25 protein-coding genes are annotated in these 23,703 nt (G+C 40.0%); 17 read left to right on the top strand and 8 right to left on the bottom strand.

Annotated features, from left to right (window positions below):
- The first annotated feature begins 112 nt into the window (after positions 1 to 112).
- From lrp to QQK05_RS08190, 12 genes are all read left to right on the top strand, one after another.
- Positions 113 to 598: a leucine-responsive transcriptional regulator Lrp gene (gene lrp, locus QQK05_RS08245; protein ID WP_284297479.1), complete on the top strand. Its 486-nt coding sequence runs from the start codon at positions 113 to 115 to the stop codon at positions 596 to 598.
- 203 nt (positions 599 to 801) lie between these two features.
- Positions 802 to 3,231: a DNA translocase FtsK gene (locus tag QQK05_RS08240; protein WP_407704876.1), complete on the top strand. Its 2,430-nt coding sequence runs from the start codon at positions 802 to 804 to the stop codon at positions 3,229 to 3,231.
- A gap of 18 nt (positions 3,232 to 3,249) precedes the next feature.
- Positions 3,250 to 3,912 carry an outer membrane lipoprotein chaperone LolA gene (gene lolA, locus QQK05_RS08235; protein WP_284297476.1) on the top strand — a complete coding sequence of 221 codons (663 nt, stop codon included), beginning with the start codon at positions 3,250 to 3,252 and terminating at the stop codon, positions 3,910 to 3,912.
- Positions 3,896 to 5,251 carry a replication-associated recombination protein A gene (locus QQK05_RS08230; protein WP_284297474.1) on the top strand — a complete coding sequence of 452 codons (1,356 nt, stop codon included), beginning with the start codon at positions 3,896 to 3,898 and terminating at the stop codon, positions 5,249 to 5,251. The genes lolA and QQK05_RS08230 overlap by 17 nt, the downstream gene beginning before the upstream one ends.
- Complete coding sequence (crcB, locus tag QQK05_RS08225) at positions 5,232 to 5,633, top strand: fluoride efflux transporter CrcB (RefSeq protein WP_284297472.1); 402 nt, start codon at positions 5,232 to 5,234, stop codon at positions 5,631 to 5,633. The genes QQK05_RS08230 and crcB overlap by 20 nt, the downstream gene beginning before the upstream one ends.
- 17 nt (positions 5,634 to 5,650) lie before the next feature.
- A complete protein-coding gene (gene serS, locus QQK05_RS08220; RefSeq protein WP_284297470.1) occupies positions 5,651 to 6,931 on the top strand; it encodes a serine--tRNA ligase in 1,281 nt (426 codons plus the stop codon).
- 310 nt (positions 6,932 to 7,241) lie between these two features.
- Complete coding sequence (locus QQK05_RS08215) at positions 7,242 to 7,727, top strand: TlpA family protein disulfide reductase (RefSeq protein ID WP_284297468.1); 486 nt, start codon at positions 7,242 to 7,244, stop codon at positions 7,725 to 7,727.
- A gap of 252 nt (positions 7,728 to 7,979) precedes the next feature.
- Complete coding sequence (locus QQK05_RS08210) at positions 7,980 to 9,107, top strand: M14 family metallopeptidase (RefSeq protein ID WP_284297466.1); 1,128 nt, start codon at positions 7,980 to 7,982, stop codon at positions 9,105 to 9,107.
- A 30-nt stretch (positions 9,108 to 9,137) separates the two neighbouring features.
- Complete coding sequence (locus QQK05_RS08205) at positions 9,138 to 10,613, top strand: alanine/glycine:cation symporter family protein (RefSeq protein ID WP_284297464.1); 1,476 nt, start codon at positions 9,138 to 9,140, stop codon at positions 10,611 to 10,613.
- Positions 10,614 to 10,700: 87 nt separating this feature from the next.
- The gene (locus QQK05_RS08200) at positions 10,701 to 11,036 is read left to right on the top strand and encodes a hypothetical protein (protein WP_284297462.1); all 336 of its coding nucleotides are present in this window, start codon (positions 10,701 to 10,703) and stop codon (positions 11,034 to 11,036) included.
- Positions 11,033 to 11,308, top strand: coding sequence for a YeaC family protein (locus tag QQK05_RS08195; protein ID WP_284297460.1), 276 nt, complete (start codon positions 11,033 to 11,035; stop codon positions 11,306 to 11,308). The genes QQK05_RS08200 and QQK05_RS08195 overlap by 4 nt, the downstream gene beginning before the upstream one ends.
- On the top strand, positions 11,305 to 14,091 hold the full coding sequence (locus QQK05_RS08190; RefSeq protein WP_284297458.1) for a DUF349 domain-containing protein: 2,787 nt from the start codon (positions 11,305 to 11,307) through the stop codon (positions 14,089 to 14,091). Before QQK05_RS08195 ends, QQK05_RS08190 begins: the two co-directional genes overlap by 4 nt.
- 53 nt (positions 14,092 to 14,144) lie before the next feature.
- Here the strand turns inward: QQK05_RS08190 and gap are convergent, their stop codons facing one another.
- Entirely contained in the window at positions 14,145 to 15,140 is a 996-nt protein-coding gene (gene gap, locus QQK05_RS08185; protein WP_284297456.1) for a type I glyceraldehyde-3-phosphate dehydrogenase, read from the bottom strand.
- A 263-nt stretch (positions 15,141 to 15,403) separates the two neighbouring features.
- Here gap and gndA point away from each other — a divergent pair, with 263 nt between their 5' ends.
- Both gndA and msrB read left to right on the top strand, forming a co-directional pair.
- Positions 15,404 to 16,930, top strand: coding sequence for an NADP-dependent phosphogluconate dehydrogenase (gndA, locus tag QQK05_RS08180; protein ID WP_284297454.1), 1,527 nt, complete (start codon positions 15,404 to 15,406; stop codon positions 16,928 to 16,930).
- A 12-nt stretch (positions 16,931 to 16,942) separates the two neighbouring features.
- Positions 16,943 to 17,317, top strand: coding sequence for a peptide-methionine (R)-S-oxide reductase MsrB (gene msrB / locus QQK05_RS08175; RefSeq protein ID WP_284297452.1), 375 nt, complete (start codon positions 16,943 to 16,945; stop codon positions 17,315 to 17,317).
- Between the two features lie 38 nt (positions 17,318 to 17,355).
- On the opposite strand, the gene QQK05_RS08170 is transcribed toward msrB, so the two are convergent.
- Positions 17,356 to 18,156: a DUF2989 domain-containing protein gene (locus QQK05_RS08170; RefSeq protein WP_284297450.1), complete on the bottom strand. Its 801-nt coding sequence runs from the start codon at positions 18,154 to 18,156 to the stop codon at positions 17,356 to 17,358.
- A gap of 166 nt (positions 18,157 to 18,322) precedes the next feature.
- Here QQK05_RS08170 and QQK05_RS08165 point away from each other — a divergent pair, with 166 nt between their 5' ends.
- Together QQK05_RS08165 and QQK05_RS08160 are read left to right on the top strand one after the other, a co-directional pair.
- Positions 18,323 to 19,771, top strand: coding sequence for a glyceraldehyde-3-phosphate dehydrogenase (locus QQK05_RS08165; protein WP_284297448.1), 1,449 nt, complete (start codon positions 18,323 to 18,325; stop codon positions 19,769 to 19,771).
- 151 nt (positions 19,772 to 19,922) lie between these two features.
- The gene (locus QQK05_RS08160; protein ID WP_284297446.1) at positions 19,923 to 20,126 is read left to right on the top strand and encodes a hypothetical protein; all 204 of its coding nucleotides are present in this window, start codon (positions 19,923 to 19,925) and stop codon (positions 20,124 to 20,126) included.
- 12 nt (positions 20,127 to 20,138) lie between these two features.
- Here the strand turns inward: QQK05_RS08160 and QQK05_RS08155 are convergent, their stop codons facing one another.
- The 6 genes from QQK05_RS08155 to QQK05_RS08130 form a co-directional block, all read right to left on the bottom strand.
- Positions 20,139 to 20,468, bottom strand: coding sequence for a TusE/DsrC/DsvC family sulfur relay protein (locus QQK05_RS08155; protein ID WP_284298069.1), 330 nt, complete (start codon positions 20,466 to 20,468; stop codon positions 20,139 to 20,141).
- Complete coding sequence (tusB, locus tag QQK05_RS08150) at positions 20,468 to 20,749, bottom strand: sulfurtransferase complex subunit TusB (RefSeq protein ID WP_284297444.1); 282 nt, start codon at positions 20,747 to 20,749, stop codon at positions 20,468 to 20,470. The genes QQK05_RS08155 and tusB overlap by 1 nt, the downstream gene beginning before the upstream one ends.
- Before the next feature lie 9 nt (positions 20,750 to 20,758).
- Entirely contained in the window at positions 20,759 to 21,115 is a 357-nt protein-coding gene (gene tusC / locus QQK05_RS08145) for a sulfurtransferase complex subunit TusC (RefSeq protein WP_284297443.1), read from the bottom strand.
- Positions 21,116 to 21,123: 8 nt separating this feature from the next.
- The gene (gene tusD, locus QQK05_RS08140) at positions 21,124 to 21,495 is read right to left on the bottom strand and encodes a sulfurtransferase complex subunit TusD (protein WP_284297441.1); all 372 of its coding nucleotides are present in this window, start codon (positions 21,493 to 21,495) and stop codon (positions 21,124 to 21,126) included.
- 71 nt (positions 21,496 to 21,566) lie between these two features.
- A complete protein-coding gene (locus tag QQK05_RS08135) occupies positions 21,567 to 22,226 on the bottom strand; it encodes a Bax inhibitor-1/YccA family protein (RefSeq protein WP_284297438.1) in 660 nt (219 codons plus the stop codon).
- Positions 22,227 to 22,354: 128 nt separating this feature from the next.
- Positions 22,355 to 22,963, bottom strand: coding sequence for a DNA-3-methyladenine glycosylase I (locus tag QQK05_RS08130; RefSeq protein WP_284297436.1), 609 nt, complete (start codon positions 22,961 to 22,963; stop codon positions 22,355 to 22,357).
- A gap of 121 nt (positions 22,964 to 23,084) precedes the next feature.
- Here QQK05_RS08130 and QQK05_RS08125 point away from each other — a divergent pair, with 121 nt between their 5' ends.
- Positions 23,085 to 23,696 carry a DUF2057 family protein gene (locus tag QQK05_RS08125; RefSeq protein ID WP_284297434.1) on the top strand — a complete coding sequence of 204 codons (612 nt, stop codon included), beginning with the start codon at positions 23,085 to 23,087 and terminating at the stop codon, positions 23,694 to 23,696.
- The last annotated feature ends 7 nt before the right edge of the window (positions 23,697 to 23,703 follow it).

Raw genomic sequence — 23,703 nt, 5'->3', positions numbered from 1 at the left:
CATAGTTAATATTTGTGACTAGTATAGTGATATTTAAGTAGAATATACTCTCGAATATCGAAGTTTTTTAGCATATAATCCTGCTTAAATTTGGTTTTGTAGGTTTTTGTATATGCCCTTATCTAAGCAAAACAAGAAACTTGATCGCATTGATAAAAACATTTTAGTCGAGTTACAAAAAAATGGTCGCCTTTCTAATGTAGAACTGTCTAAGCGGGTAGGGTTAAGCCCTACACCTTGTTTAGAAAGGGTTAAACGATTAGAGAGTGAAAATTATATTTCGGGCTATACGGCAGTATTGAACCCCGAGTTACTTGAAGCCGCGCTTTTGGTTATTGTGGAAATTACACTAACAAAAACCAGCCCCGATGTATTTGACGAATTTTCAAAAGCGGTTCACAACATCGATGTTATCCAGGAATGCCATTTGGTTTCTGGTAATTTTGATTTTTTACTAAAAACACGAGTCGCGGATATGGCAGCCTACCGAAAGTTACTCGGTGATACCCTATTAAGGCTGCCAGCAGTGAGTGAAAGCAGAACTTATGTTGTAATGGAAGAGGTAAAATCAACCAATCATTTACCCATCTTGCGCTGATACCAAACCCTGTAAGTCTTTAATTTCTCGCTGAGTGAACAAAAACTTTATGGGATTGGTATTAATCATTTGCGTGTTACTCAAATCATGGTAATTTATACAGCATATAGAATAATAATTTGCTCATGGTTAAACTTTTGTCAGAACAACCCTCTCAACAATCTCCAAAATTAACGGGCATTCAACGCTTGCTAGAAGCAGGTATGCTCGTATCGTGTGTTTTCGCCTTATATTTGATGGTCGTATTATTTAGCTTTGACCCTGCAGACCCAGGTTGGTCACAGACCGGGTATCAGTCGCCTATTCGTAATTTAGGTGGGGCAGTAGGGGCATATTTATCGGATGTTTTGCTTAATACATTTGGTTGGATAGCCTATTCGTTACCATTTGTTTTGGCGATAACGGGTTGGTTATTGTTTCAACGATATCATCGTTTAATGGAACTGGATTATTTGACATTAGGCTTAAAAATCCTAGGTTTCTTAATGCTGTTTATTGGCTTGACTGCAATTGCTAGCATGAATTTTGACGATGTCTATTACTTTTCAGCGGGTGGTATTATTGGCGACATCTTTAGTAATGCGCTGTTGCCTTATCTGTCATTTGTTGGCACAACACTTTTCTACTTGTTATTTATAGCCGTCGGATTTGTGCTGTTAACAGGATATTCGTGGTTGAATATTATTGACGGTATCGGCCAATACACCATTATGGGGGCACTATATTTAGTTCAATTGCCAAGTTACTTGAAAGAAAAGTTTGCACCTAACCCATCTGAAAATGGGCCTAATAAGAAGAAAGTTGAAGAGGAGCTGACCGAAGTTAGCTTTGAAGACTTCCCCGCTGAAGATCCAATTAAAGAAGCCCTTGAGCCTCAACTGGATATCAAAGAGGCGTTTGACGCAATTAATCGAAGCGAGCCTACAATTTCTCAACATGATGATGGGTTTGTTGAGATTGATGAACTCATCGATGGGCCTGTAATGGCACCAGTTCAAGAGCATGTGAGTGAAGAAGAAATTGCCGCAGCATTTGAAAAACCACCGGTAATTGAAATGCCGGAGGGGCAGGGTGAGATATCGAGCCCTGCACCAGCTACAGCAAATAGTCAGAGTATTGCACCCGTTGATAAATATCAGGGCATGCCTTCTATTGAATTACTTGATCGTCCCGACAAAGCTGAAAACCCAATTAATCAGGAAGATCTTGATAATGTAAGCCGTTTAGTTGAAGCCAAATTATTAGATTTTAATATTCAAGCACAAGTCGTTTCAGTTTTTCCAGGTCCAGTGATAACTCGTTTTGAATTAGATCTCGCTCCTGGTGTAAAAGTAAGCAAAATTACGAATTTATCAAAAGATTTAGCAAGAGCATTGTCCGCGATAAGTGTTCGCGTTGTTGAAGTTATTCCTGGCAAGTCGGTAATTGGTCTCGAGTTACCAAACAAGCATCGCGAAATCGTTAGATTAAGCGAAGTCATTTCATGTAATAAATTTGTTGAGAGCCAATCACCGTTAACTATGGTACTCGGTAAGGACATTGCCGGTGACCCAGTGGTTGTTGACTTAGCGAAAATGCCACATTTACTCGTTGCTGGTACAACCGGCTCTGGTAAGTCTGTTGGCGTGAATACCATGATTTTGAGCTTGCTTTATAAGGCGACGCCAGAAGAGGTTCGATTAATAATGATCGACCCTAAAATGCTTGAATTATCGGTTTATGAAGGTATTCCTCACCTATTAGCTGAAGTTGTAACAGATATGAAAGAAGCCGCTAATGCGTTGCGTTGGTGTGTGGGTGAAATGGAGCGCCGATATAAGCTAATGTCGGCCATGGGCGTCCGAAATTTAAAGGGCTTTAACCAGAAAGTTGAACAAGCAAAAGCTGATGGAGCACCGCTAACCGATCCGCTATGGAAACCGGGCGACTCGATGGACGAAACTGCGCCGGAATTAGATAAACTGCCAAGTATCGTTGTGGTTGTTGACGAATTTGCTGACATGATGATGATCGTCGGTAAAAAAGTTGAAGAACTTATCGCTCGTATCGCGCAAAAAGCTCGTGCAGCAGGTATTCACCTTGTGTTAGCGACGCAGCGCCCATCGGTAGATGTGATTACTGGTTTGATTAAAGCGAATATCCCGACGCGTATGGCATTCCAAGTATCGTCTCGTATAGACTCTAGAACTATTCTTGACCAACAAGGTGCTGAGCAGCTACTAGGTCAAGGTGACATGCTTTATTTACCTCCAGGTACTGGTGTGCCGACACGTGTTCACGGTGCATTCGTAGATGATCATGAAGTTCATGCCGTTGTAAGCGATTGGAAGCAACGTGGAGAGCCTAACTACCTTGACGAAATCTTGTCTGGTGAGAGTGAGCAAGAAATTTTATTGCCTGGTGAACAAGCAGAAGGTGGTGCTGAAGAAGAGTTAGATACACTTTATGATGAAGCATTGGCTTTTGTTACGGAAAGTCGTCGTGCTTCAATTTCTGGTGTACAGCGTAAATTCAGAATTGGTTACAATCGCGCGGCCCGAATTATTGAACAAATGGAATTACAAGGTGTCGTAAGTGCACCAGGGCACAACGGAGCACGTGAAGTACTAGCACCGCCTCCAGTAAAAGCCTAAGTTGTATTTAGGATAGTTATGAAAAAATTATTGTTATCTGCATTTTTCGGGGTTCTCTTTCAAGTTCCTAGCCCGAGTGTTATGGCGAATAACGCAATTGATGTTGGTGTAAAGGTAAATCCAGAACACCAGATATCGGCAAAACAAGCGTTGCAGGCTAAACTCGCCACAATAGATGGGTTTTCGGCGGATTTTATTCAACGAGTGATTGATAGTGAAGGCCAGGTTATTGCCAATGGAGAAGGTCAATTAACGGTAGAAAAACCGAATAAAGTGAATTGGCACACGACAAGCCCTGATGAAACACTCATCATAGCGAATGGTGAAACGCTTTGGTTTTACGATCCATTTATCGAGCAAGTCAGTGTGTATGATTTTGATCAGGCGTTGGCCAACACACCGATATTACTGTTAAGCAGTAACAATGAGACGTTATGGGACGGATATCGTGTCATCCAAGTTGAATCTTCATTTGTGATTGAATCGCTTGACGAACAAAGTCATGTGAAGTCATTGCAATTAAAGTTTGATAACGAACGCCTGGACCAATTACTCATATTTGATGCAACAGGCCAAGTCAGTGAAATTACATTGGCGATGCGTGGCTCAAGCGCCAGCAAAGCAACCATCTACGATTTTTCTATCCCTGAAGGCACTCATATAGATGACCAACGTCAATAATTCGTTTGACTTTGCTATGGATATACCGAGTGAATTTCAGCCGCTTGCAGCTATTTTGAGACCTAAGACACTCGAACAGTATATCGGTCAGGAACATATTCTCGGCAAAGGAAAGCCATTACGTGTAGCCATCGAGGCAGGGCAGTGTCATTCTGTTATTTTTTGGGGACCGCCTGGCACAGGTAAAACGACACTCGCGGAATTAATCGCTCATCATGCCAACGCTGAAATCATACGATTGTCAGCGGTAACCTCCGGTATCAAAGAAATTCGTCTCGCTATTGATGAGGCAAAAGATAACGCTATTCACAAGAATAAGCGCACGTTATTATTTGTTGATGAGGTTCATCGATTCAACAAGTCACAACAAGACGCTTTTTTGCCGCACATTGAAGATGGTACTATTGTTTTTATTGGTGCGACGACAGAGAATCCTGCGTTTGAGCTGAATAAAGCGATATTGTCTAGAACTCGTGTGTATACCTTAAAAAAATTAGAAGATGGTCATTTAACGCAAATAATTAAGAGTGGTCTAAGATTTATCTCTGATAAAGAGTCGATAAGCATTTCCATTGATGATAATGCAATTGAGCAGTTAATTGCACTAGCAGCTGGTGATGCAAGAAGAACCTTGAACCTCTTAGAAAATGCTGTTGAGTTAGCCCCTGAAGACAATCAAACCAAGGTCATTTCACTTGCGAACATCACACAAGTTGCAGGTGATAAAATCGCTTTGTATGACAAAGCTGGCGATGCATTTTACGATGTCATTAGCGCTTTTCATAAATCGGTTCGAGGCTCTGATCCTGATGCCGCGCTCTATTGGTTTGCTAGAATTATTAATGCGGGGGGCGATCCCTTATACGTCGCAAGACGCTTATTAGCGATAGCTTCTGAAGATATCGGTAATGCTGACCCCAGAGCTATGCAACTTGCTATTAATGCTTGGGACACGTTCCATCGTGTAGGGCCAGCTGAAGGCGAACGTGCTATTGCTCAAGCCACCGTTTATATGGCTCTTGCTCCTAAAAGTAATGCCGTTTACACAGCATTTAAGCAGGCAAGAGCCTTAGCTACAGAAACCGCTGACCTTGAAGTACCAATCCATCTAAGAAATTCAACAAGTTCGATTACAAAATCGCTTGGTCATGGGCAAGAATATCGGTATGCTCATGATGAAGAAAATGCATTTGCCGCCGGTGAAAATTATTTTCCACCAGAAATTGCCCATACTCGCTTTTATCATCCAACTGAGCGAGGGTTAGAAAAGCAATTAAAACAAAAACGTGAATACCTAGATAACTTGAACAAGGACGCACATGACAAACGGTATAAATAGCTATCTAGTCTATCTAACTGTTGCTGTTGGTGGTGGCCTTGGCGCAAGCTTACGATTCTTTGTTTATCAGCAAACAGCTAGCTTATTAGGCAAAGGTTTTCCTTATGCGACCTTAGTAGTCAATATTGCAGGCTCGTTTTTGCTTGGTTTGCTATATAGTTTGATTGAACAAGGACATATTGAAGCAGGTGTTTATCGAAGTTTAATTGGTATTGGCTTTTTAGGCGCGTTTACCACATTTTCTACCTTTAGCGTTGATACAATCTTATTGTTTCAACAAGGCTTTTTATTAAAAGCGATGACAAATATAGTTCTTAATGTCAGTTTGTGTATAATGGCGGCCGCATTAGGAATGTTTCTCGTGACACTCATTAACAAATAACCGACAAGTGATAAGACATGCTTGACTCAAAACAGCTTAGAAGCAACATCGACGAAATTGCACAAAACCTTGCTAAACGAGGTTTTACGTTAGATGTTGAAACATTTAATCAACTTGAAGAACAACGTAAAGCGATTCAAGTTAAAACGCAAGAATTACAAAATGAGCGCAATACGCGTTCAAAATCGATTGGCCAAGCGAAGGCTCGTGGTGAAGATATTGCACCATTACTAGCTCAAGTAAATGAGTTAGGTGGTGCATTAGACAGCGCTAAAGAAGAGCAAAACCAAGTATTGGCGAAGATTGATGAGCTAGTGTCGGCTATTCCTAACTTATTATCAGACGAAGTACCAGAAGGTGCTGATGAAGATGATAACGTTGAAGTGCGTCGCTGGGGCACACCAAAGACCTTCGACTTTGACGTAAAAGACCATGTTGATTTAGCTAACGCTTTAGATAAAGGATTAGACTTCGAAGCGGGTGCTAAGTTAGCGGGCACACGTTTTGTTGTTATGCGTGGTCAAATAGCGCGTCTTCATCGTGCGCTTGCGCAATTCATGCTAGATGTACACAGCGCTGAACACGGCTATGAAGAAATGTACGTACCATATTTAGTAAATCACAACTCACTATACGGTACAGGTCAATTACCAAAATTTGGTGAAGATTTGTTTCACACTGATTTAGCGAACCGTCAATTTTCATTGATACCAACTGCGGAAGTACCATTAACTAACTTAGTGCGTGACGATATTGTTTCTGAAGATAAGTTACCAATTAAAATGACTGCGCATACGCCTTGTTTCCGCTCTGAAGCGGGTTCATCAGGTCGTGACATTCGTGGTTTGATTCGTCAACACCAATTCGACAAAGTTGAAATGGTACAAATCGTTAAGCCAGAAGAATCATTCAAAGCGTTAGACGAATTAACACGTCATGCTGAGGTGATCTTAGAGAAGTTAGAGTTACCATACCGCACGGTTGTGCTTTGTAGTGGTGATATCGGCTTCAGCGCAACAAAAACGTTTGACATTGAAGTATGGTTGCCGGCACAAAATACATACCGAGAGATTTCTTCATGTTCAAACATGGGTGACTTCCAAGCTCGTCGTATGCAAGCGCGTTTCCGCAATAGTGAGACGAATAAGCCAGAATTGGTCCATACATTAAATGGCTCTGGTTTAGCGGTAGGTCGTACGTTAGTAGCGATTTTAGAAAACTATCAGTTGGCTGATGGTCGAATTGAAATCCCAACGGTGTTGCAGCCGTATATGCGTAACGAAACTCATATAGGCTAATTCTGACGATTAATTTCACTTACTTCTTTGTTGAGGTTGCGAATTATATGAAAAACGATAAATTAGCAACTTCGCCTCGAATTAAGCATTATTTACTCATAAGAGCGTAGTGGCAAGTTTAAGGTCAAAGAAGCATGAACGCGCAATGCGTGATAAACCATCTTTGAACTAAGCGTTAATTTCTCACTTACAAATTAAAATATAAAAAGGTCAGCTCAATATGCTGGCCTTTTTTGTATTTAATGAGAAATAAAAATTTGGTTGTACAGGTCTAATCAGTGGTATTCAGTTTATTAGGAAATTTTTAGTTTTGTTACGTAGCTTAGCGATCCAACTTGTGTTTTTTATTGCGGTATTTAACGTGCTTAGTATGTTCAAAGAGTCATCAATGCTGTCTGATAACACGACCGTTGAGTCTGATATTGTCAGTTTGCCAACAATTGATGATAAGATGATTCCAATCACAGCAAATGAAAAAAAGAAAATACTGTATTTTTTCGCACCATGGTGTCAAATTTGCCACGCAAGTATTAGTAATCTAGAAAATATTTATTTAAAGCGCGGCGATATCGATGTTGTCGCTATTGCACTAGACTTTGACAATGTTGAAGAAGTGCAACAGTTTGTTGCAGACAAAGCGTTAACGTTTCCTGTCGCATTAGGCAATATGGAAATAAAAACGACGTTTCAAATTACCGGTTACCCTAGCTATTACGTTCTTGATGAGAATAATGCCGTGATTGCTCAATCATTAGGCTACAGCACAGAGCTTGGTCTTTATTTACGTACACTGTAACGTTCATTTCAGATGAGGCAATTATTGCAGTCGTCTAAGCCCTATGTAAGAGGTGAGAGAGCAGGGAATATTTGTAAAGATATAGTTACTTTACCTCAGGTAAATTAACGCAGCGATCTTGCCTCTATGCCTATTTGTTCTTGTTGAGTGAGTAAATCTTTATTTCATTTGGTATAAGTAACAATAACGTCTTCTTATCTCCCCCCTGTTTGTGTACACTAGTTTGCGAGTTTTTTTTATAAGAATAAATTTATGCAAATTACAGCGAATTTCGACAGCGGAAACATCCGCGTTCTTAATGGCGAAGATCCAGCAAACATTCAATTAGAAATCGAGCACGATAATCAATCTGAATTTTACCAATGGTTTCATTTCAAGGTTCACAATACCGAAAGAAGTGCATTAACGATGCACCTACTAAATGCTGGTAAGTCAGCCTATGTAGAAGGCTGGCACAATTATCAAGCCGTCGCATCATATGACAGAGAATACTGGTTCCGAGTACCAACGAGTTTCGATGGTGACAAGCTAACCATCGAATTTGAACCTGAACACGACAGTATTTACTTTGCTTACTTTGCGCCATACAGCTACGAACGCCACCAAGATCTTATCCACAACGCTCAGTTATCTCCAGATTGCCAATTACAAGTGTTAGGTGAAACACTCGACGGCCGTGATATGACGTTATTAAAAATTGGTGAAGAGGGCGAAGGCAAGAAAACCGTTTGGCTAACGGCTCGCCAGCATCCAGGTGAAACCATGGCAGAGTGGTTTATGGAAGGCTTCATCGATCGTTTACTTGACGAAGATGATGGTGTTTCTCGTGCGTTGTTAGAAAAAGCCGTGTTTTACTGCGTACCAAATATGAACCCTGATGGCAGTGTTCGTGGTCATCTCCGCACCAATGCTAAGGGTGTCAACTTAAACCGTGAGTGGCAAACGCCGAGCATGGAAAATAGTCCAGAGGTATTCTTGGTTGTTGAAAAAATGCATCAAACGGGTGTTGATATGCATATGGATATTCACGGTGACGAAGCGTTACCGTACAATTTTGTTGCTGGTTGTGAAGGGATTCCTTCGTATGACGATAAGCACAAAGCGCTAGAAGAGAAATTTAAAGAAATCTTGTTGGCGATTACGCCAGAATTCCAAGATGACAAGGGCTATGATAAAGATGAACCAGGTCAAGCAAACCTTACTGTTGGTTCAAATTGGGTTGGTGAAACGTTTAAATGTTTAGCCTATACCATTGAAATGCCATTTAAAGATAATATTTTGTTGCCAGATCATCATGTTGGTTGGTCTGATACGAGAAGTAGCCTATTTGGACGTGATGTTCTAACGGCGATTTTCCACGTAGTTGACGATTTACGATAAAAAAAATAAAAACGATTCCTAGGAGTATCTGTGTTAGAACTAGTTCAGTCATTGAATGACATCATTTGGAGTCCAGCGCTAATTTATTTGTGTTTAGGTGCTGGTATTTTCTTTTCAATCATTACACGTTTTGTTCAACTTCGTCACTTTCGAGAGATGTGGCGCCTGTTGCTTTCAGGTAAAAGTTCAGAACAGGGCATCTCTTCATTCCAAGCATTAGCGGTTTCACTATCTGGTCGTGTTGGTACAGGTAATATTGCTGGTGTAGCTGCGGCAATTGGCTTTGGTGGTCCTGGTGCAGTTTTCTGGATGTGGGTCGTTGCTTTCTTTGGTGCTGCAACCGCCTACATTGAATCAACAAATGCGCAAATTTATAAAGAAGAACACGACGGATTATACCGTGGTGGCCCAGCTTACTATATTGAAAAAGCGCTTGGCCAGAAATGGTACGCATGGTTATTTGCCTTAGCGACCGTGATTGCATGTGGTATTTTACTTCCAACAGTACAATCTAATTCAATTGGTAATGCCGTTGAAATGGCATTTGGCCAAGGCACTATGATTGATACGGCGTTAGGCCAAATTAGTTCTGCGAAGATCTACACAGCGTCAGCAATTGTTGTATTGCTAGGTTTCATTATCTTTGGTGGTGTTAAACGTATCGCAAACTTCACGCAAATCGTTGTGCCATTCATGGCATTGGCATACATCATTATTGCGTTCGTAGTTATCGGTCTTAATATCGATCGCCTACCAGCGGTGTTTATGTTGATTGTTGGTGACGCATTTTCACCGATGGCTGGAGTTGGTGCCGCAATTGGTTGGGGTGTAAAACGTGGTGTTTATTCTAACGAAGCAGGGCAAGGTACAGGTCCTCATGCGGCGGCAGCTGCTGAAGTAGCTCACCCAGCGCAGCAAGGTTTAGTACAGACATTTTCTGTATACATTGATACGTTATTTGTTTGTTCTGCAACGGCATTTATTATTTTAATCACTGATTCGTACAATGTGCACGCAGCTGGTGAATCTTTCATTATTAAGAATGTTGCTGGTGATATTGCTGCTAACAGTCCTGCTTATACACAAATAGCTGTTGAAAGTGTATTAACAGGCGTAGGTAAGCCGTTTATCGCATTAGCATTGTTCTTCTTTGCATTTACGACGATTCTTGCGTACTACTTTATTGCTGAGAATAACGTTGCGTACATCAAACGTACCTTCAACATTCCTGCGTTAACGTTTATTTTGAAAGTAGTGATCATGGCAGCGACCTTTTACGGTACGGTTAAAGCTGCAGATATCGCGTGGGGCCTAGGTGACGTTGGAGTAGGTATGATGGCGTGGTTAAACATTGTCGGTATCCTAATTATTTTCTTCGTTGCTAAACCTGCAGTTACTGCATTAAGAGATTATGAGCGTCAACAAAAAGAAGGTGTTACCGACTTTACTTTTGACCCAGAAAAATTAGGCATTAAAAACGCTGATTTTTGGAAAGATAAAAAGTAAATCCGACCACTTAATTTATTAATAAAAAACGCCCTAATTGGGCGTTTTTTTTGTAGAATACGTAAAACCAAAAAAGAGGGGTGACCAATGGCTGTTATTAATTGCCCAGCATGTAGTAAAAAAATCTCCGATAAAGCGCCAACTTGTTCTCATTGTGGACTTGAAATAGCAAATGCAACGGGCGATCGTTTATCTCATATTCGCAAAGTAAACCGTATCCAAAGAGCTCAAACACTGCTTAATCAGTCGTTTATTGCGATGCTACTATTTTGCGCTGGCTTCTTGGGGATTTTCTGGTACGACAATAATCATTCATCATGGCAATACCAATTGTCGATGGTCGTTTGTGTTATTGGTTTTTTCGGTTACATCATCACACGTATTCGTTTAGTTATTTTTAAGAGAACCAGTAAAGAGCTATGAACGTATTAGACCTTGTTGAAAATATGTCGGAAGACATGTACTTACGCTTGAAGCATTGTGCTGAGACAGGCCGTTGGCCAGAGGGCACCGTGGTAGAACAGGCTCAACGTGACTCAGCATTACAAATTGTAATGGCGTACCAAGCCAAGCACCTAAACAGCGACGAGCTGTTATCAGTAGGTGCGGATGGCAAAATTGTAGAAAAAACAAAACGTGAATTGAAAGAACAGTTTTCAGACAAAAATAATATTGCTAGGTTCTCCGATATATGATCTTTTCCCAGTTTTTTAAGGCAAAATGGCAAAGCAAAGATGAGTCGATTCGTTTAGATGCCATCAAGCATGAACTAAGCGTTGACGATAAGAAGGATCGAGAGGTGCTTTTATCATTAGTAAAAGACGACAGTAGTGATGCTGTGCGTGTAGCTGCCTTAAAGAAACTTCAAGATACCTCTGTGTATTGGCAACATCTTCATTCGACCAATTCAGTAGTCTGTAAAGCTGCTGTGCAAGAAATCGAAAAGGTATTCTTATCCGATTTCGCCGACTTAACGTTTGAACAAAAACATTCATTTTTATCGATGACAAAAAAAACGACGTTGATAGAAAGTTGGTACGCCAAAGAAGAAAATACAGAACTACAAACTGCATTATTTGAAAAGCTAAATAAGCCTAACTTTGTTTACACTGCTTTTGTAAACGCCAATAGTAGTGAACTTCAGCTTCACATTATCAAAGAAACAAGTGATCAAAGTTTACTCGATAAATGTCTGAAGAAGACGCAGCATGAAGCCGTTATTTGTTCGATAGAAGAAAAATTAGCAACGATTAAGTTGGCCAAAGAAAAACCAGAGCAAATTCGCAAAGATACCCAGTTAACACTATCCATGTTGCTTGCACTCAAAGAGCAAGTTGATTATGAAACTATGCTTGAAAAGCGGGAGCAACTGGAAGCTAAATGGCATGAGCTTGAATCTGACTTTGTGTTTTTAAGTGAAGCAGATAAAGACATCTTTGTTAATAAATACCAGCATATCGTCACGCAATTAGATAAAGCGTTTGCGGTTAAAGCGGAAACCTATCACCAAGAACAGATAGCACAGCAACTAGAGCTGGAACAACAAACTCAAAAGGAAGAGATAAAGCAAGGATTGACTCAAATTGACCAGTTTATCTCTAATGCGATTTTTGAATCAAATACGCTAGATGAGGCAGAAATTAATCGAGCGTGCGATGCGTTACAAAATCGCATCGATACATCCGTGTTATCAGCTGAAATAAAACAAGGCTTTACGAGGCAACTTTCAAAAGAGCGCAAAAAGCTTGGCACGATTCCAATCATTGCACAATCGGTGAGCGACGCAACCCACCTGATTGCGCGTGTCGCGCAATTGTCTGTTCCGGAGTCGCTTGAGGAATTCAATGAGAAAGAGCCCATTTTCAGCACGTGGCTACTGGATTGGCGTGCGGTTGAAAAAAGAAGTGCAGGGGTTTTACCTGAGTCATTGAAATCTGCGTTTAAACAAATACAGTCGCAGTGGCAAGAGGCTTTAGCACCGTTTGAAAAAGAGCAAGGAAAGTTGGCTCAACAAACCAAGAAAAAAGTTTCAGATGTACAACGACTCATTCGTTTAGGGAAATATAATGCTGCATTCGGTGTATTTAAACACGCGAAGTCATTGCATGGCCAATTAAACGATAAAAACAAAAGTCGAATAGCGCGAGATTTTGACCAGATCAGTGAAAAGATAGCCGAATTATCTGATTGGGAGCACTATGTTGCGACGCCTAGAAAGCAAGAATTGCTGGCTAAGGTTCAGGACATTGCAACCAGCCCTAAGAAAGACTTAAATCAGCAAGCAAATTTGGTTAAACAGTTTCGTCAAACATGGAACAGCCTTGGTCATGCTGAAGAAGAACAAGAACGCGAGTTAAACGATGCATTTAATGATGCCTGTGAACGTGCGTTTTCACCATGTCGCGATTACTTTGCTGGTCAAGAAAAACAACGTGATGATAATTACAAGCAACGTGAACGTATCGTCGAACAGATAGTTTCATTAAGCAAAGAAGTGGAAAATATTGACCTTAAGGCGCTTGAAAAGCGTTTTAATGAGATTAAAAAGCAATGGCAAACAGCGGGTGAAGTTGATAGAAAACGTTATCAAGTGCTCATTGAAGCATATCGTAACGCCTGCAAACCGATTAACAATGTTATATACCAACAACACCAGTCTAATGCTGCTATAAAAAGCGAATTGATTGAGCAAGCTAAACAACTGCTAGGTCAAGATGATATTTTTGATGCATCTCAGAAAGTGAAAGGACTGCAGGACAAGTGGAAGCAAGTTGGCTATGCAGGAAAGTCACAAGAAAATAAACTGTGGCAAGCTTTTCGTAAGGTCAATGATGAGATTTTCGCCAAACGTGACGCTTCCAAGTCTGAACAACAAGCAAATACGGCACAACTGATTGAACAAGTGCGTGGCAATTTGAAAGAGCTTACCAATCAAATTACCAACCTATCGACGTTAAATGAGATTGATGAACTCAACAAACAACTTAACACGCTTAAACGAGAATTGCCGCAACGTAATCGTGATTCGAAAGCGATTGCTAATGAAATTAATTCCTTAATTGCGACACTAGATAAAAAGTCTTCTGAATTATCTAAAGCACAACAAAAGCGCAAATGGCAGAGCCTTTTTGCCGTTATTAGGAAAAACCTCAACACCAATGAAGCCCTTAGCAACATTGAAGAGTTTACTGAGTTACCTGCTAAATGGCAGCGCCGACTGCAAGAAGTGGAAGCCAGTAAAATGACTATTGAACGAGGTGACGCTACATTAGCTGTTGAGATTTTGGCTGGCGTTGACTCGCCGAAAGAATTGTTAGAACAACGCTTAGCCGTTCAGGTTAAATTGATGCAAAAACAAATGACTTCGGGTGGTAGCATTGATCTTACTGAACAGTTTTTTGATTGGCTAGGGCAGGGACAATTGCGAGAAGAAGATTTGCCATACATCGAACGAATCAAACCGATTTATTGCGAATAATTTAGTAGGCATAAAAAAACCACCGCGAGGTGGTTTTTTTATTATTGATGTATTTATTTGCTGATGTGGTTGACTAGATCGAGTACTTTGTTCGAGTAACCAATTTCATTGTCATACCATGTGACAACCTTTACGAATGTGTCTGTTAACGCGATACCAGCTGTTGCGTCAAACACTGAAGTACAACGCTCACCGATAAAGTCATTAGAAACCACAGCGTCCTCTGTGTAACCTAAAATACCTTTCAAGTCACTTTGAGCCGCTTCTTTCATTGCTTGGCAAATTTCATCATAACTTGCTGGAGAATCAAGATTAACCGTTAAATCCACAACCGAAACGTTTGGTGTTGGAACACGGAATGCCATACCCGTTAATTTACCATTCAATGCAGGAATAACTTTACCTACTGCTTTTGCTGCACCCGTAGAAGAAGGGATAATGTTTTGTGATGCACCACGACCACCACGCCAGTCTTTCGCTGATGGAGAATCAACAGTTTTCTGTGTTGCTGTTGTTGCATGTACTGTCGTCATTAAACCATCTTTGATACCCCAACGGTCATTTAACACTTTTGCTACTGGCGCTAAACAGTTTGTCGTACATGAAGCATTTGAGACGATATCTTGCCCTTCATAAGAATCTTCATTAACACCCATAACAAACATTGGTGTTGAATCTTTAGAAGGAGCAGACATTACGACTTTGTGCGCACCGGCTTCAATATGCTTGCGTGCGGTTTCATCAGTTAAGAATAGGCCAGTTGATTCAACAACCACTTGCGCGTCAACTTCATTCCACTTTAAGTTTGCAGGGTCACGTTCGCTAGTTACACGAACAACTTTACCGTTTACAACTAGGTTGCCGTCTGCAACTTCGACATCGCCATTAAAGCGACCATGCGTTGAATCATATTTAAGCATGTAGGCCATGTATTCAACATCGATCAAATCGTTAATGCCAACAACCTCTACATTGTCACGGGAAAAAGCTTCTCTGAATACAAAACGACCAATGCGTCCAAAACCGTTGATACCAATTCTTACTGTCATGTTCATTCCTAATTGCTAATAAATGCAAAATTATCTTTTGTAGTAAAATTACATCAAATTTATATTATTTCAACATAAAAAGCTAATAAAACGTGTTTTTATTACATTTTTGTCATAGGGATTACGAATGTTTACACAAATGTAATTAAAATTAGGCGAGTAAATATTGATTTTAGTGTATTAATTTTAGCTGTGCGTGATAAAATGCCTGCAATTTTTTCAGGGGTATAACCGCTCCAAATTTAAAACATTCGGACACTTACATGACAACAGAAAATATGATGTGTGATATCGGCTTTATTGGTTTAGGTGTAATGGGTAAAAACCTAGTTTTAAACCTTGCAGACAATGGTTACACAGTTGCTGCTTTCGATCTAAGTACAGACAAAGTAAATGACGCAATTGCTCAAGATGCATTAGAAAATAAATCAGATAAACCACGCGTTGTAGGTTGTAGCTCATACACTGAGTTGTTTTCTCGCTTAAAAGCTCCACACACGATTGTTTTGTCGGTACCTGCAGGTGCACCAGTTGATCATGTTTGTGAGAGTTTGATCGGCGCAGGGATTCAACCGGACGATATTGTAATCGATACGGGTAACAGCTTATGGGTTGATACGGTAGAACGTGAGAAAAAGTATAAGAATAACTTTATTCTGTTTTCTTCAGCGGTTTCTGGTGGTGAAACGGGTGCTCGTTTTGGCCCGGCATTGATGCCGAGTGGTTCACCGTATGCCTGGACAAGGATAAAACCTATTTGGGAAGCAATAGCTGCCAAAGTAGATCCTCAAACAGGTAAGCCATTAGAACGCACTGAACCTGGGCAAATCGTTGAAAATGGTGATCCGTGTGCTGCGTACATTGGGCCAGCGGGTGCAGGGCACTTCGTTAAAATGGTTCACAACGGTATTGAGTATGCAGACATGCAAATTATCTGTGAAGCATATCATGTTTTACGCGCAGGTCTTGGTTACAGTCCTGAGGAAATTGCTGGTATCTTTGAAAACTGGAACAAAGGTCCACTTGATAGCTACTTAATGGAAATTTCTGTTGAGGTACTGCGTCATAAACCAAATAATGATGAAACGCCTTTAGTTGATCTGATTCTCGATAAAGCAGGTCAGAAAGGTACAGGATTATGGACTGCTATTAGTGCATTAGAAGTTGGTTGTCCGGCACCAACGATTGCACAGGCTGTATTTGCTCGCTCAATTTCATCATTTAAAAACTTGCGTGTTGAGGCAAGCACGAAATTAGAAGGGCCAACGCTACCAACGTTATCTGACAGTGAAAAGCAAGCTTATGTCGATCGTCTTCATGACGCAATTTACTGTTCGAAGATCTGTGCCTACGCTCAAGGTTTTCAATTAATGAGCTTAGCTGCTAAAGAGTATAAATGGACATTAAACTTTGCAAATATTGCAAAAATTTGGCGAGCAGGCTGTATCATCCGCGCAATATTCCTTCAATCAATTACTGATGCGTTTGAGAGAGACAGTGAACTTGAAAACTTGTTAGTTGATGAGTTCTTTATTGAGCAACTCAATAAGCACCAAATCAATTGGCGACAAGCTATTGCTGACGCGACGATTCTTGGTGTACCAATTGGTGCAATTTCATCGTCACTATCTTACTATGACTCCGTGCGTTGTGGTGTATTACCTGCTAACTTATTACAAGGACAACGTGACTTCTTTGGTGCTCACACTTTTGAGCGTGTTGACGCGCCAGCAGGTAAAAAGTTCCATGTTGAATGGTCGAGTGAAGCTCGTAAGTTAATTGAATTATAAAGTGATATCGCTATGGTAGATAAAACACATCGTAACCAGTTATCAGAGGACGCATATCGCGTTTGTCGTCTTGCTGCGACAGAACATCCTTTCACGGGGAAGTATAATGATCACTGGTTAGATGGTGTTTATCATTGCGCTTATTGTGAACAGCCACTATTCGATTCGAATACCAAGTTCAATGCTGGCTGTGGTTGGCCAAGCTTTTGGTTAAGTCGAGAAGGGCAAGTGAGCTATCATGAAGATAATTCTCTTCATATGAAGCGAATTGAAATTAAATGCGCTAATTGCGAAAGCCATTTAGGTCACGTATTTGATGATGGTCCTCAACCAACCGGTAAACGATATTGTGTCAATTCGGTTAGTTTGCTGTTTAAAAACGCTTAATAAAAACGCACCATAAGGTGCGTTTTTTTGTGTTCAAATTAATATTGTGGTGCTTTGAAGTTGCCTTCTTGAATATTTTTCAGCGTAACTTCTGCAACCGTATCTAGAAAGTTGACGTCCAAGCCATGTTTCTCGACAAACATGCTAATAAGTTCTTCATTCAAATGTTGGTCTTCTGGGTTATATAGCTGGAGAACTTTAAGCCAGATGTAGGTTTGTTTTGGCTCTTTCTTTACATTAAAGATATTCGCGATTGATTCAAAAACCTCATCGTTTAGCACAGCGCCAGCGGGTGTTATCTCCAGTGAATGAAAAAGTATGCCTAAGGTCTTTTCAGGATCGCGCTTGATATAATAGCTCGCCAAGAACTGCTGTAATTCTGCAGTTTCTAATTCTGCACTTCCTTCCTTTTCCGTAAACTCTTTAAGGGCTTCTTCATCTAAAAATCTAGACCAATGGAAAAATAAAAGGTAAGGGTCACTGGTATTTCTTGTTTGTTTTGCAAGTTGATCAAAACGCCTTTCAGCGTTCAATAAGCTATTGATGCGATTTGTTTTCTTTTCTTTTAATTTAATATGCTCGATTTGCGAAGCTAATGACATGCAGCCAATATAGTTTTCATAGGCTAATAATTCTTTATATTTATCGATATCTTTGTTTGACTGTTTCACATGATAGTTGTGCAGTAAAAGTGCTTTACGCTCTTTACGGCACCAGTTATCGTCATGAATATCAACGCATATTTGTGGATCGGCTTCACACATCGTTGAAATCGTTGGTCCTTGTTCACAACCAACCAATAAATAAACAGTTAACACTGTAGTAAAAACAGAACGCATATGGCTTCACTTAAATGATGAAAATTTTATGTAATCGGTAGAGAAATATTTCATGTTGGATTACAATGTGCGCCGCAACGAGGTTGAGACTATTTTCATATCAAAAATAACAATAATAATGATAATAGCTTACTGTTCAATTGACTTAAATATAAAGGTTTAAAAAATGACATTCCAAACGGAAAAAGAATATCAAGCTAGTTGGCAAGAGCGTCAAACATTTGCTGAAAACATGCAACCAATTATTGGTCAGCTATACCGCAATAAAGGTATTGAAATTTCAGTATATGGTCGTCCTTTAGTGACTGCTACGCCTATCGATATCATTAAAGCCCACAAATCAGTTGCTTTGCATGAAGAGAGCAAACTGCGTTTACGTGAGAGCTTCCCTTTTGTTGAAGCATTAAACAAGATGTCGTTGGCGCCAGCGCGTATCGACGTTGGTAAGCTTGCGTATAACTACCTTTTTAAAGGTGACGCAAACGGTCTATCAATTGAACAATATTTAGAAAAAGAATTAGCAGACATTCAAGACTCTGGCGATGCAAACAGTTCTCAAGACGTCGTTCTTTACGGTTTTGGTCGTATTGGGCGTTTATTAGCTCGTCTATTGATCGAGCGTGAAGGTCCAAACTCTAAGCTTCGTTTACGTGCAATTGTTATTCGCCCAGGCAAAGATGGCGACTTAGCAAAACGTGCAAGTTTACTGCGTCGTGACTCAGTGCACGGTGCTTTCAACGGTAGCATCTCTATCGATGAAGAAAATAACGTTATCAAAGCAAATGGCGCGTTCATTAAAGTCATTTACGCAAAATCTCCTTCAGACATCGATTACACGGAATATGGCATTAATAACGCATTAGTAGTTGATAACACGGGTATCTGGTCTGACGAAGAAGGCTTAGGTCAACATTTACAGTCAACTGGTGTTGCTAAAGTTTTATTAACTGCACCAGCAAAAGGTGATATCAAAAACATCGTTTACGGTGTAAACGAAGATATGATTCTTGCTGAAGATAAGATCGTTTCAGCAGCAAGCTGTACAACGAATGCAATTACACCTGTTTTAAAAGCGATTAACGATGAGTTTGGTATCAAGAATGGTCACGTAGAAACTGTTCACTCATACACAAACGACCAAAACTTAATTGACAACTACCACAAATCGCCTCGTCGTGGTCGTAGTGCACCATTAAACATGGTTATCACGTCAACAGGTGCAGCAAAAGCGGTAGCTAAAGCTTTACCTGAGTTAAAAGGTTTATTAACTGGTAACGCTATTCGTGTACCTACGCCAAATGTATCGATGGCCATCATGAACTTAAACCTTAAAAAAGCAACAACTGCTGAAGGCTTAAATAACTATCTTCGTGAGATTTCTTTAAACTCTAAGTTACAAGACCAAGTTGATTACACGGCGTCTACTGAAATCGTTTCTACTGACTTAGTCGGTTCACGTTTTGCAGGTGTTGTTGATTCACAAGCAACAATCGTTGATGAAGATCGCGCAGTATTATACGTATGGTACGATAACGAATTCGGATACAGCTGTCAGGTTGTTCGCGTAATGCACGAAATGGCTGGTGTTCACGTTCCTACATTACCAGTGAAATAAATTTTACTATTTATTTAAGTTTATCAATGGGATCTAGTTTTATTGGCTAGATCCCATTTTTTTTACTAAATGTATTTTGAACATGGCCGATAACGTAGTGTCGGTGAGACTAATTTGTTATTAACGTGGACGTATTAAAGGAGAAGTAGTTATGTCAATTACGATTCACTCGTCATCAGCTGTGCAGTCAGCATCCGGAGATGCACTAGAGATAGCTGTCGCGAAAAAAGCGCAAAATCAACAGGAGATTGAAGGCCAGATGGCGGTTCAATTGATCGAAGCTGCTGCCAGCACATTAGAAAGTCTTCCTGCGCCAACAGCATCGAGTGGAAATACAATTAATATTAAAGTTTAGTGCCTAGCTAACTTAAATACACCGGGCTGGTTTTGGTAAGCCTGCGTATTTTGTTGCTTGTTTAGCAGGGCCTTCTTTAAACAAGCGATATAAATAACGAGAACTTGCTTTCTCCTCACCAAATTCTGATTTCATTGCCTTGGTTAAGGCACGTATCGCAGGTGATGTGTTGTACGTTAAATAAAACTCCCTGACGAAGTTTATCACTTCCCAATGTTCTTCTTTCAATGACAACTCGTCTAGCTCCGCCATGTAGGCCCCTAAATCAGGTGTCCACAAGGTATGGTCTAGGAGATAACCTTGTTTGTCTGTTTCTATTTGCTGTTGGTTAAATTCAATCATTATTGCCATGTTAACGTGTTATTAGCGGTTAAAAGGTGCTCTGCAACCGACTCAAGAGAAATGAACTCGATATCGTCATTACTAGCAATACCGCGTGCTTGTGTATGCTCTTTGACAACGAGAATGTTCGCCGCTTTGTTTACCAGTATTTGCCAGTGCAAACTTTGCAGAAAATAAATGCCATCATCAATCAAGAGCACCGTGTCTTCAGGGCCTAATAAGATTGCTAGTTCTTGGCTAATATCTTTTTGAAAAGGGGATTGTCGAACAATATGTAGCATAATAACCCCTTAAAACCTTAGTATCGAGCTGTAGCTCGACAGCTGTTTCTGCAATTGTTTTGCATCTAGTACATTAACCCCAGGAATCGAGAACTCCTCTTTTAAGTTTCTTTGAACTAGCGAGTTTTGGCAAACAAAAACATTTTCAATATCGTAGAATTCAAGTGCTTTAAGTGTTTTTAAAAAATCTTTTGCATTGGCTTTGTCAATCTGTTGTTGAACCAGTTGCCATACGCCATCTCCAATAAAGAATAAACTAGGCGCTTGTTCATATGAGCCCAATATTAAAGCGAGATCGAGTGAATCTTTAGCGTGAGTCGACATCAATGGAGCGCTAGTGTTAATAATTGCGATAGACTTTTCCATTTGACTTCCTAAAGTTGAATGACTTTATCAGCTGCGCTGTATAAGGTGACAAATTCGCCAAGCCCAGAAATGGTAAATTCAGGCAGTATATTATTGCTTTCCTGCCAATCATCGGAAAGCCCACGTTTTTCTGCTGCTGTCACGCATAAATGAAGGGGAAGCTGGTATTCGGTATTAAGTCGTTGCCATTGCTTAATTGATTGAAATTCATCTGCGGGAATTGATAAGCTCGCACTCGCATTGAGTGCGCCGTCTTGATAGAAAAAAACACCTAATAATTCAATATCACTTCTTCCTATAAGCTGTTTTATCAACGCAATACTTGTTGCGGTTAGATTTGATAGGGGAGATGAAGTGATTAACACTGCAATTGATTTCAATTTTTACCTCAAAACAAAAAAGCCTCGAATATCGAGGCTTTTATTATAACAGTATGATGTGCAACTTGTAATTAATCGTCGCCGCCAAAAACACCTAATAATTGTAGTAAGTTCACAAAAATGTTGTAGATGTTTAAGTACAAAGAAACTGTTGCACGGATGTAGTTCGTTTCACCACCGTGAATAATGCGACTTGTATCAAATAAAATTAAGCCTGACATGATCATGATGATTGCTGCACTCGTTGCCAATGAGATAGCTGGTACTTGGAAGAAAATGTTCGCAATACTTGCTACTAAAACAACGATTAAACCAACCATTAAGAAACCACCCATGAATGAGAAGTCTTTCTTACTAGTTAACGCATAAGCAGATAGTGAGAAGAAAATTAACGCAGTACCGCCAAGCGCTTGCATAATTAATGAACCACCGTTAGGTAATCCTGCATAAACGTTTAGGATAGGTCCTAAAGACGCACCCAATAGGCCGGTAAAAGCAAAAATCCAAAAGATGCCGCTAGCTTTATCTGCTTGCTTATTAACTACAAACAATAAAACGAAAGCAACAATTGTCATCACTAGAGCTGCCATATGTGGCAGATTCATTGCCATAGAGATACCAGCACATACGGCACTCCAAGCTAGTGTCATGCCTAATAGCATGTAGGTATTTTTAAGTACCTTGTTAATTTCGATTGACGAACTTTGACTCGCCGTATTGATTGATTGCATAAATATTCCTCTGAGAATGTTATAACCTAGTACTTATGGGCTTGTGAGTGGATTTTCAAGGTTACAAATTTCTTAATCACTCACTTCTATGACATATAATGACATGAAAAGTTTAATTCAACCAAGTATTAAGTTGTGAAATTTGTAAAATCTTTCTCATCGTATCCCCGAATTATTTCATTTCTTCTGAAACAACTCGTGCTGTGATCGTTTATTAACCCTGTTGCTTGAAGGTGAGAGTAGAGCGTTGTAGAACCTAAAAACTTAAACCCTCTTTTTTTCATATCCTTCGCAAGCTTGTCGCTAATTTCCGACGTGGCGACATAATCTTCAAGCGTTTCTATGGTGTTTACAATCGGCTTGAAATCCACGAAACCCCATATATATTTACAGAAGCTTCCAAATTCCTGCTGTATTTCAATAAAGCGTTTTGCGTTGTTAACTGTCGCTTCTATCTTTAATCGGTTACGAACGATAGCAGGGTTTTGGATTAGCGCTTCTACGTCTTTTTCCGAATACTGCGCGACTTTATTAACATCAAAGTTTGCAAATGCTTCTCGATATCCTTCTCTTTTTTTCAAAATTGTGTACCAACTTAAGCCTGCTTGTGCAGATTCAAGGACCAAACACTCAAACATTTTTTGGTCGTCAAATACTGGGACACCCCACTCAGTATCGTGATACTCGACGTAATCGGGCTTAGTATCATCAAGCCATGGGCAGCGACATTTAGTCATTAAATCCTCGTATTTTCATGATTTTATTGTTTACCTTATTAAGGAGTTTAACCCGAATACACTTTTCATTTATATTTTGTTTTCATAAGATGATACTGATTTTAAGCGAATTGAGTTAATTATGATCAAGATAAAACACCTTTTGTTGAGTACTTTCTTTGTATGTACGCCAGCGCTCGCAGGTAAGTTAATGATAAGTGAGACCCTAAAGGTTCTAGAGATAAACGGCATTGAACACGAATCGAGTTTTTTTGAAAAATCAACAGAGTTTGCCATCAAGCCTGGTGAGCAAAAACTGCTATTGAAGTATCAAGAATTCTTTGAAGATGATGATGAAAACTTTGCCACAATTCGTTCAAAACCGTTTTTATTTTCTTTTATCGCAAAGGAGAATCAAGACTATAAATTAGCTACACCATCACTAGATAGTGAAAGTGACGGTAAAGTGTTTGCTAAGAAGCCACGCGTCATTTTGACCAATAATCAAGCTCAAGTCGTTGAGTCTCAAGTGAATTTATTGACGGCTACAGCAGTAACAGCGCCAACTACTGTTAGCTCTGGCGTGACAGTATCATCCCCAAGCAATGAAAAATTGACGACCGCTGACTCTTCTCAAACAACATCTTCGGTTGTAAACAAAAACCAGCCGACAGCTTTGTCTATGCTAAATTACTGGTGGCAACAAGCGAGCGAAGCAGAAAAACAGGCATTCCTATCAACGATCAATAAATAGAGAGGTT

Source organism: Thalassotalea loyana, assembly GCF_030161435.1.
GTDB lineage: Bacteria > Pseudomonadota > Gammaproteobacteria > Enterobacterales > Alteromonadaceae > Thalassotalea_G > Thalassotalea_G loyana.
The sequence above is the reverse complement of the archived record's forward strand: the minus strand, read 5'-3'. Positions and strand labels throughout refer to the sequence as shown.

What these genes read in the sequence shown, in the direction of transcription:
- lrp (WP_284297479.1), top strand. Translation starts at nt 113, where the DNA reads ATGCCCTTATCTAAGCAAAACAAGAAACTTGATCGCATTGATAAAAAC.
- QQK05_RS08240 (WP_407704876.1), top strand. Translation starts at nt 802, where the DNA reads ATGCTCGTATCGTGTGTTTTCGCCTTATATTTGATGGTCGTATTATTT.
- lolA (WP_284297476.1), top strand. Translation starts at nt 3,250, where the DNA reads ATGAAAAAATTATTGTTATCTGCATTTTTCGGGGTTCTCTTTCAAGTT.
- QQK05_RS08230 (WP_284297474.1), top strand. Translation starts at nt 3,896, where the DNA reads ATGACCAACGTCAATAATTCGTTTGACTTTGCTATGGATATACCGAGT.
- crcB (WP_284297472.1), top strand. Translation starts at nt 5,232, where the DNA reads ATGACAAACGGTATAAATAGCTATCTAGTCTATCTAACTGTTGCTGTT.
- serS (WP_284297470.1), top strand. Translation starts at nt 5,651, where the DNA reads ATGCTTGACTCAAAACAGCTTAGAAGCAACATCGACGAAATTGCACAA.
- QQK05_RS08210 (WP_284297466.1), top strand. Translation starts at nt 7,980, where the DNA reads ATGCAAATTACAGCGAATTTCGACAGCGGAAACATCCGCGTTCTTAAT.
- QQK05_RS08200 (WP_284297462.1), top strand. Translation starts at nt 10,701, where the DNA reads ATGGCTGTTATTAATTGCCCAGCATGTAGTAAAAAAATCTCCGATAAA.
- QQK05_RS08195 (WP_284297460.1), top strand. Translation starts at nt 11,033, where the DNA reads ATGAACGTATTAGACCTTGTTGAAAATATGTCGGAAGACATGTACTTA.
- QQK05_RS08190 (WP_284297458.1), top strand. Translation starts at nt 11,305, where the DNA reads ATGATCTTTTCCCAGTTTTTTAAGGCAAAATGGCAAAGCAAAGATGAG.
- gap (WP_284297456.1), bottom strand. Translation starts at nt 15,140, where the DNA reads ATGACAGTAAGAATTGGTATCAACGGTTTTGGACGCATTGGTCGTTTT.
- gndA (WP_284297454.1), top strand. Translation starts at nt 15,404, where the DNA reads ATGACAACAGAAAATATGATGTGTGATATCGGCTTTATTGGTTTAGGT.
- msrB (WP_284297452.1), top strand. Translation starts at nt 16,943, where the DNA reads ATGGTAGATAAAACACATCGTAACCAGTTATCAGAGGACGCATATCGC.
- QQK05_RS08170 (WP_284297450.1), bottom strand. Translation starts at nt 18,156, where the DNA reads ATGCGTTCTGTTTTTACTACAGTGTTAACTGTTTATTTATTGGTTGGT.
- QQK05_RS08165 (WP_284297448.1), top strand. Translation starts at nt 18,323, where the DNA reads ATGACATTCCAAACGGAAAAAGAATATCAAGCTAGTTGGCAAGAGCGT.
- QQK05_RS08160 (WP_284297446.1), top strand. Translation starts at nt 19,923, where the DNA reads ATGTCAATTACGATTCACTCGTCATCAGCTGTGCAGTCAGCATCCGGA.
- QQK05_RS08155 (WP_284298069.1), bottom strand. Translation starts at nt 20,468, where the DNA reads ATGATTGAATTTAACCAACAGCAAATAGAAACAGACAAACAAGGTTAT.
- tusB (WP_284297444.1), bottom strand. Translation starts at nt 20,749, where the DNA reads ATGCTACATATTGTTCGACAATCCCCTTTTCAAAAAGATATTAGCCAA.
- tusC (WP_284297443.1), bottom strand. Translation starts at nt 21,115, where the DNA reads ATGGAAAAGTCTATCGCAATTATTAACACTAGCGCTCCATTGATGTCG.
- QQK05_RS08135 (WP_284297438.1), bottom strand. Translation starts at nt 22,226, where the DNA reads ATGCAATCAATCAATACGGCGAGTCAAAGTTCGTCAATCGAAATTAAC.
- QQK05_RS08130 (WP_284297436.1), bottom strand. Translation starts at nt 22,963, where the DNA reads ATGACTAAATGTCGCTGCCCATGGCTTGATGATACTAAGCCCGATTAC.
- QQK05_RS08125 (WP_284297434.1), top strand. Translation starts at nt 23,085, where the DNA reads ATGATCAAGATAAAACACCTTTTGTTGAGTACTTTCTTTGTATGTACG.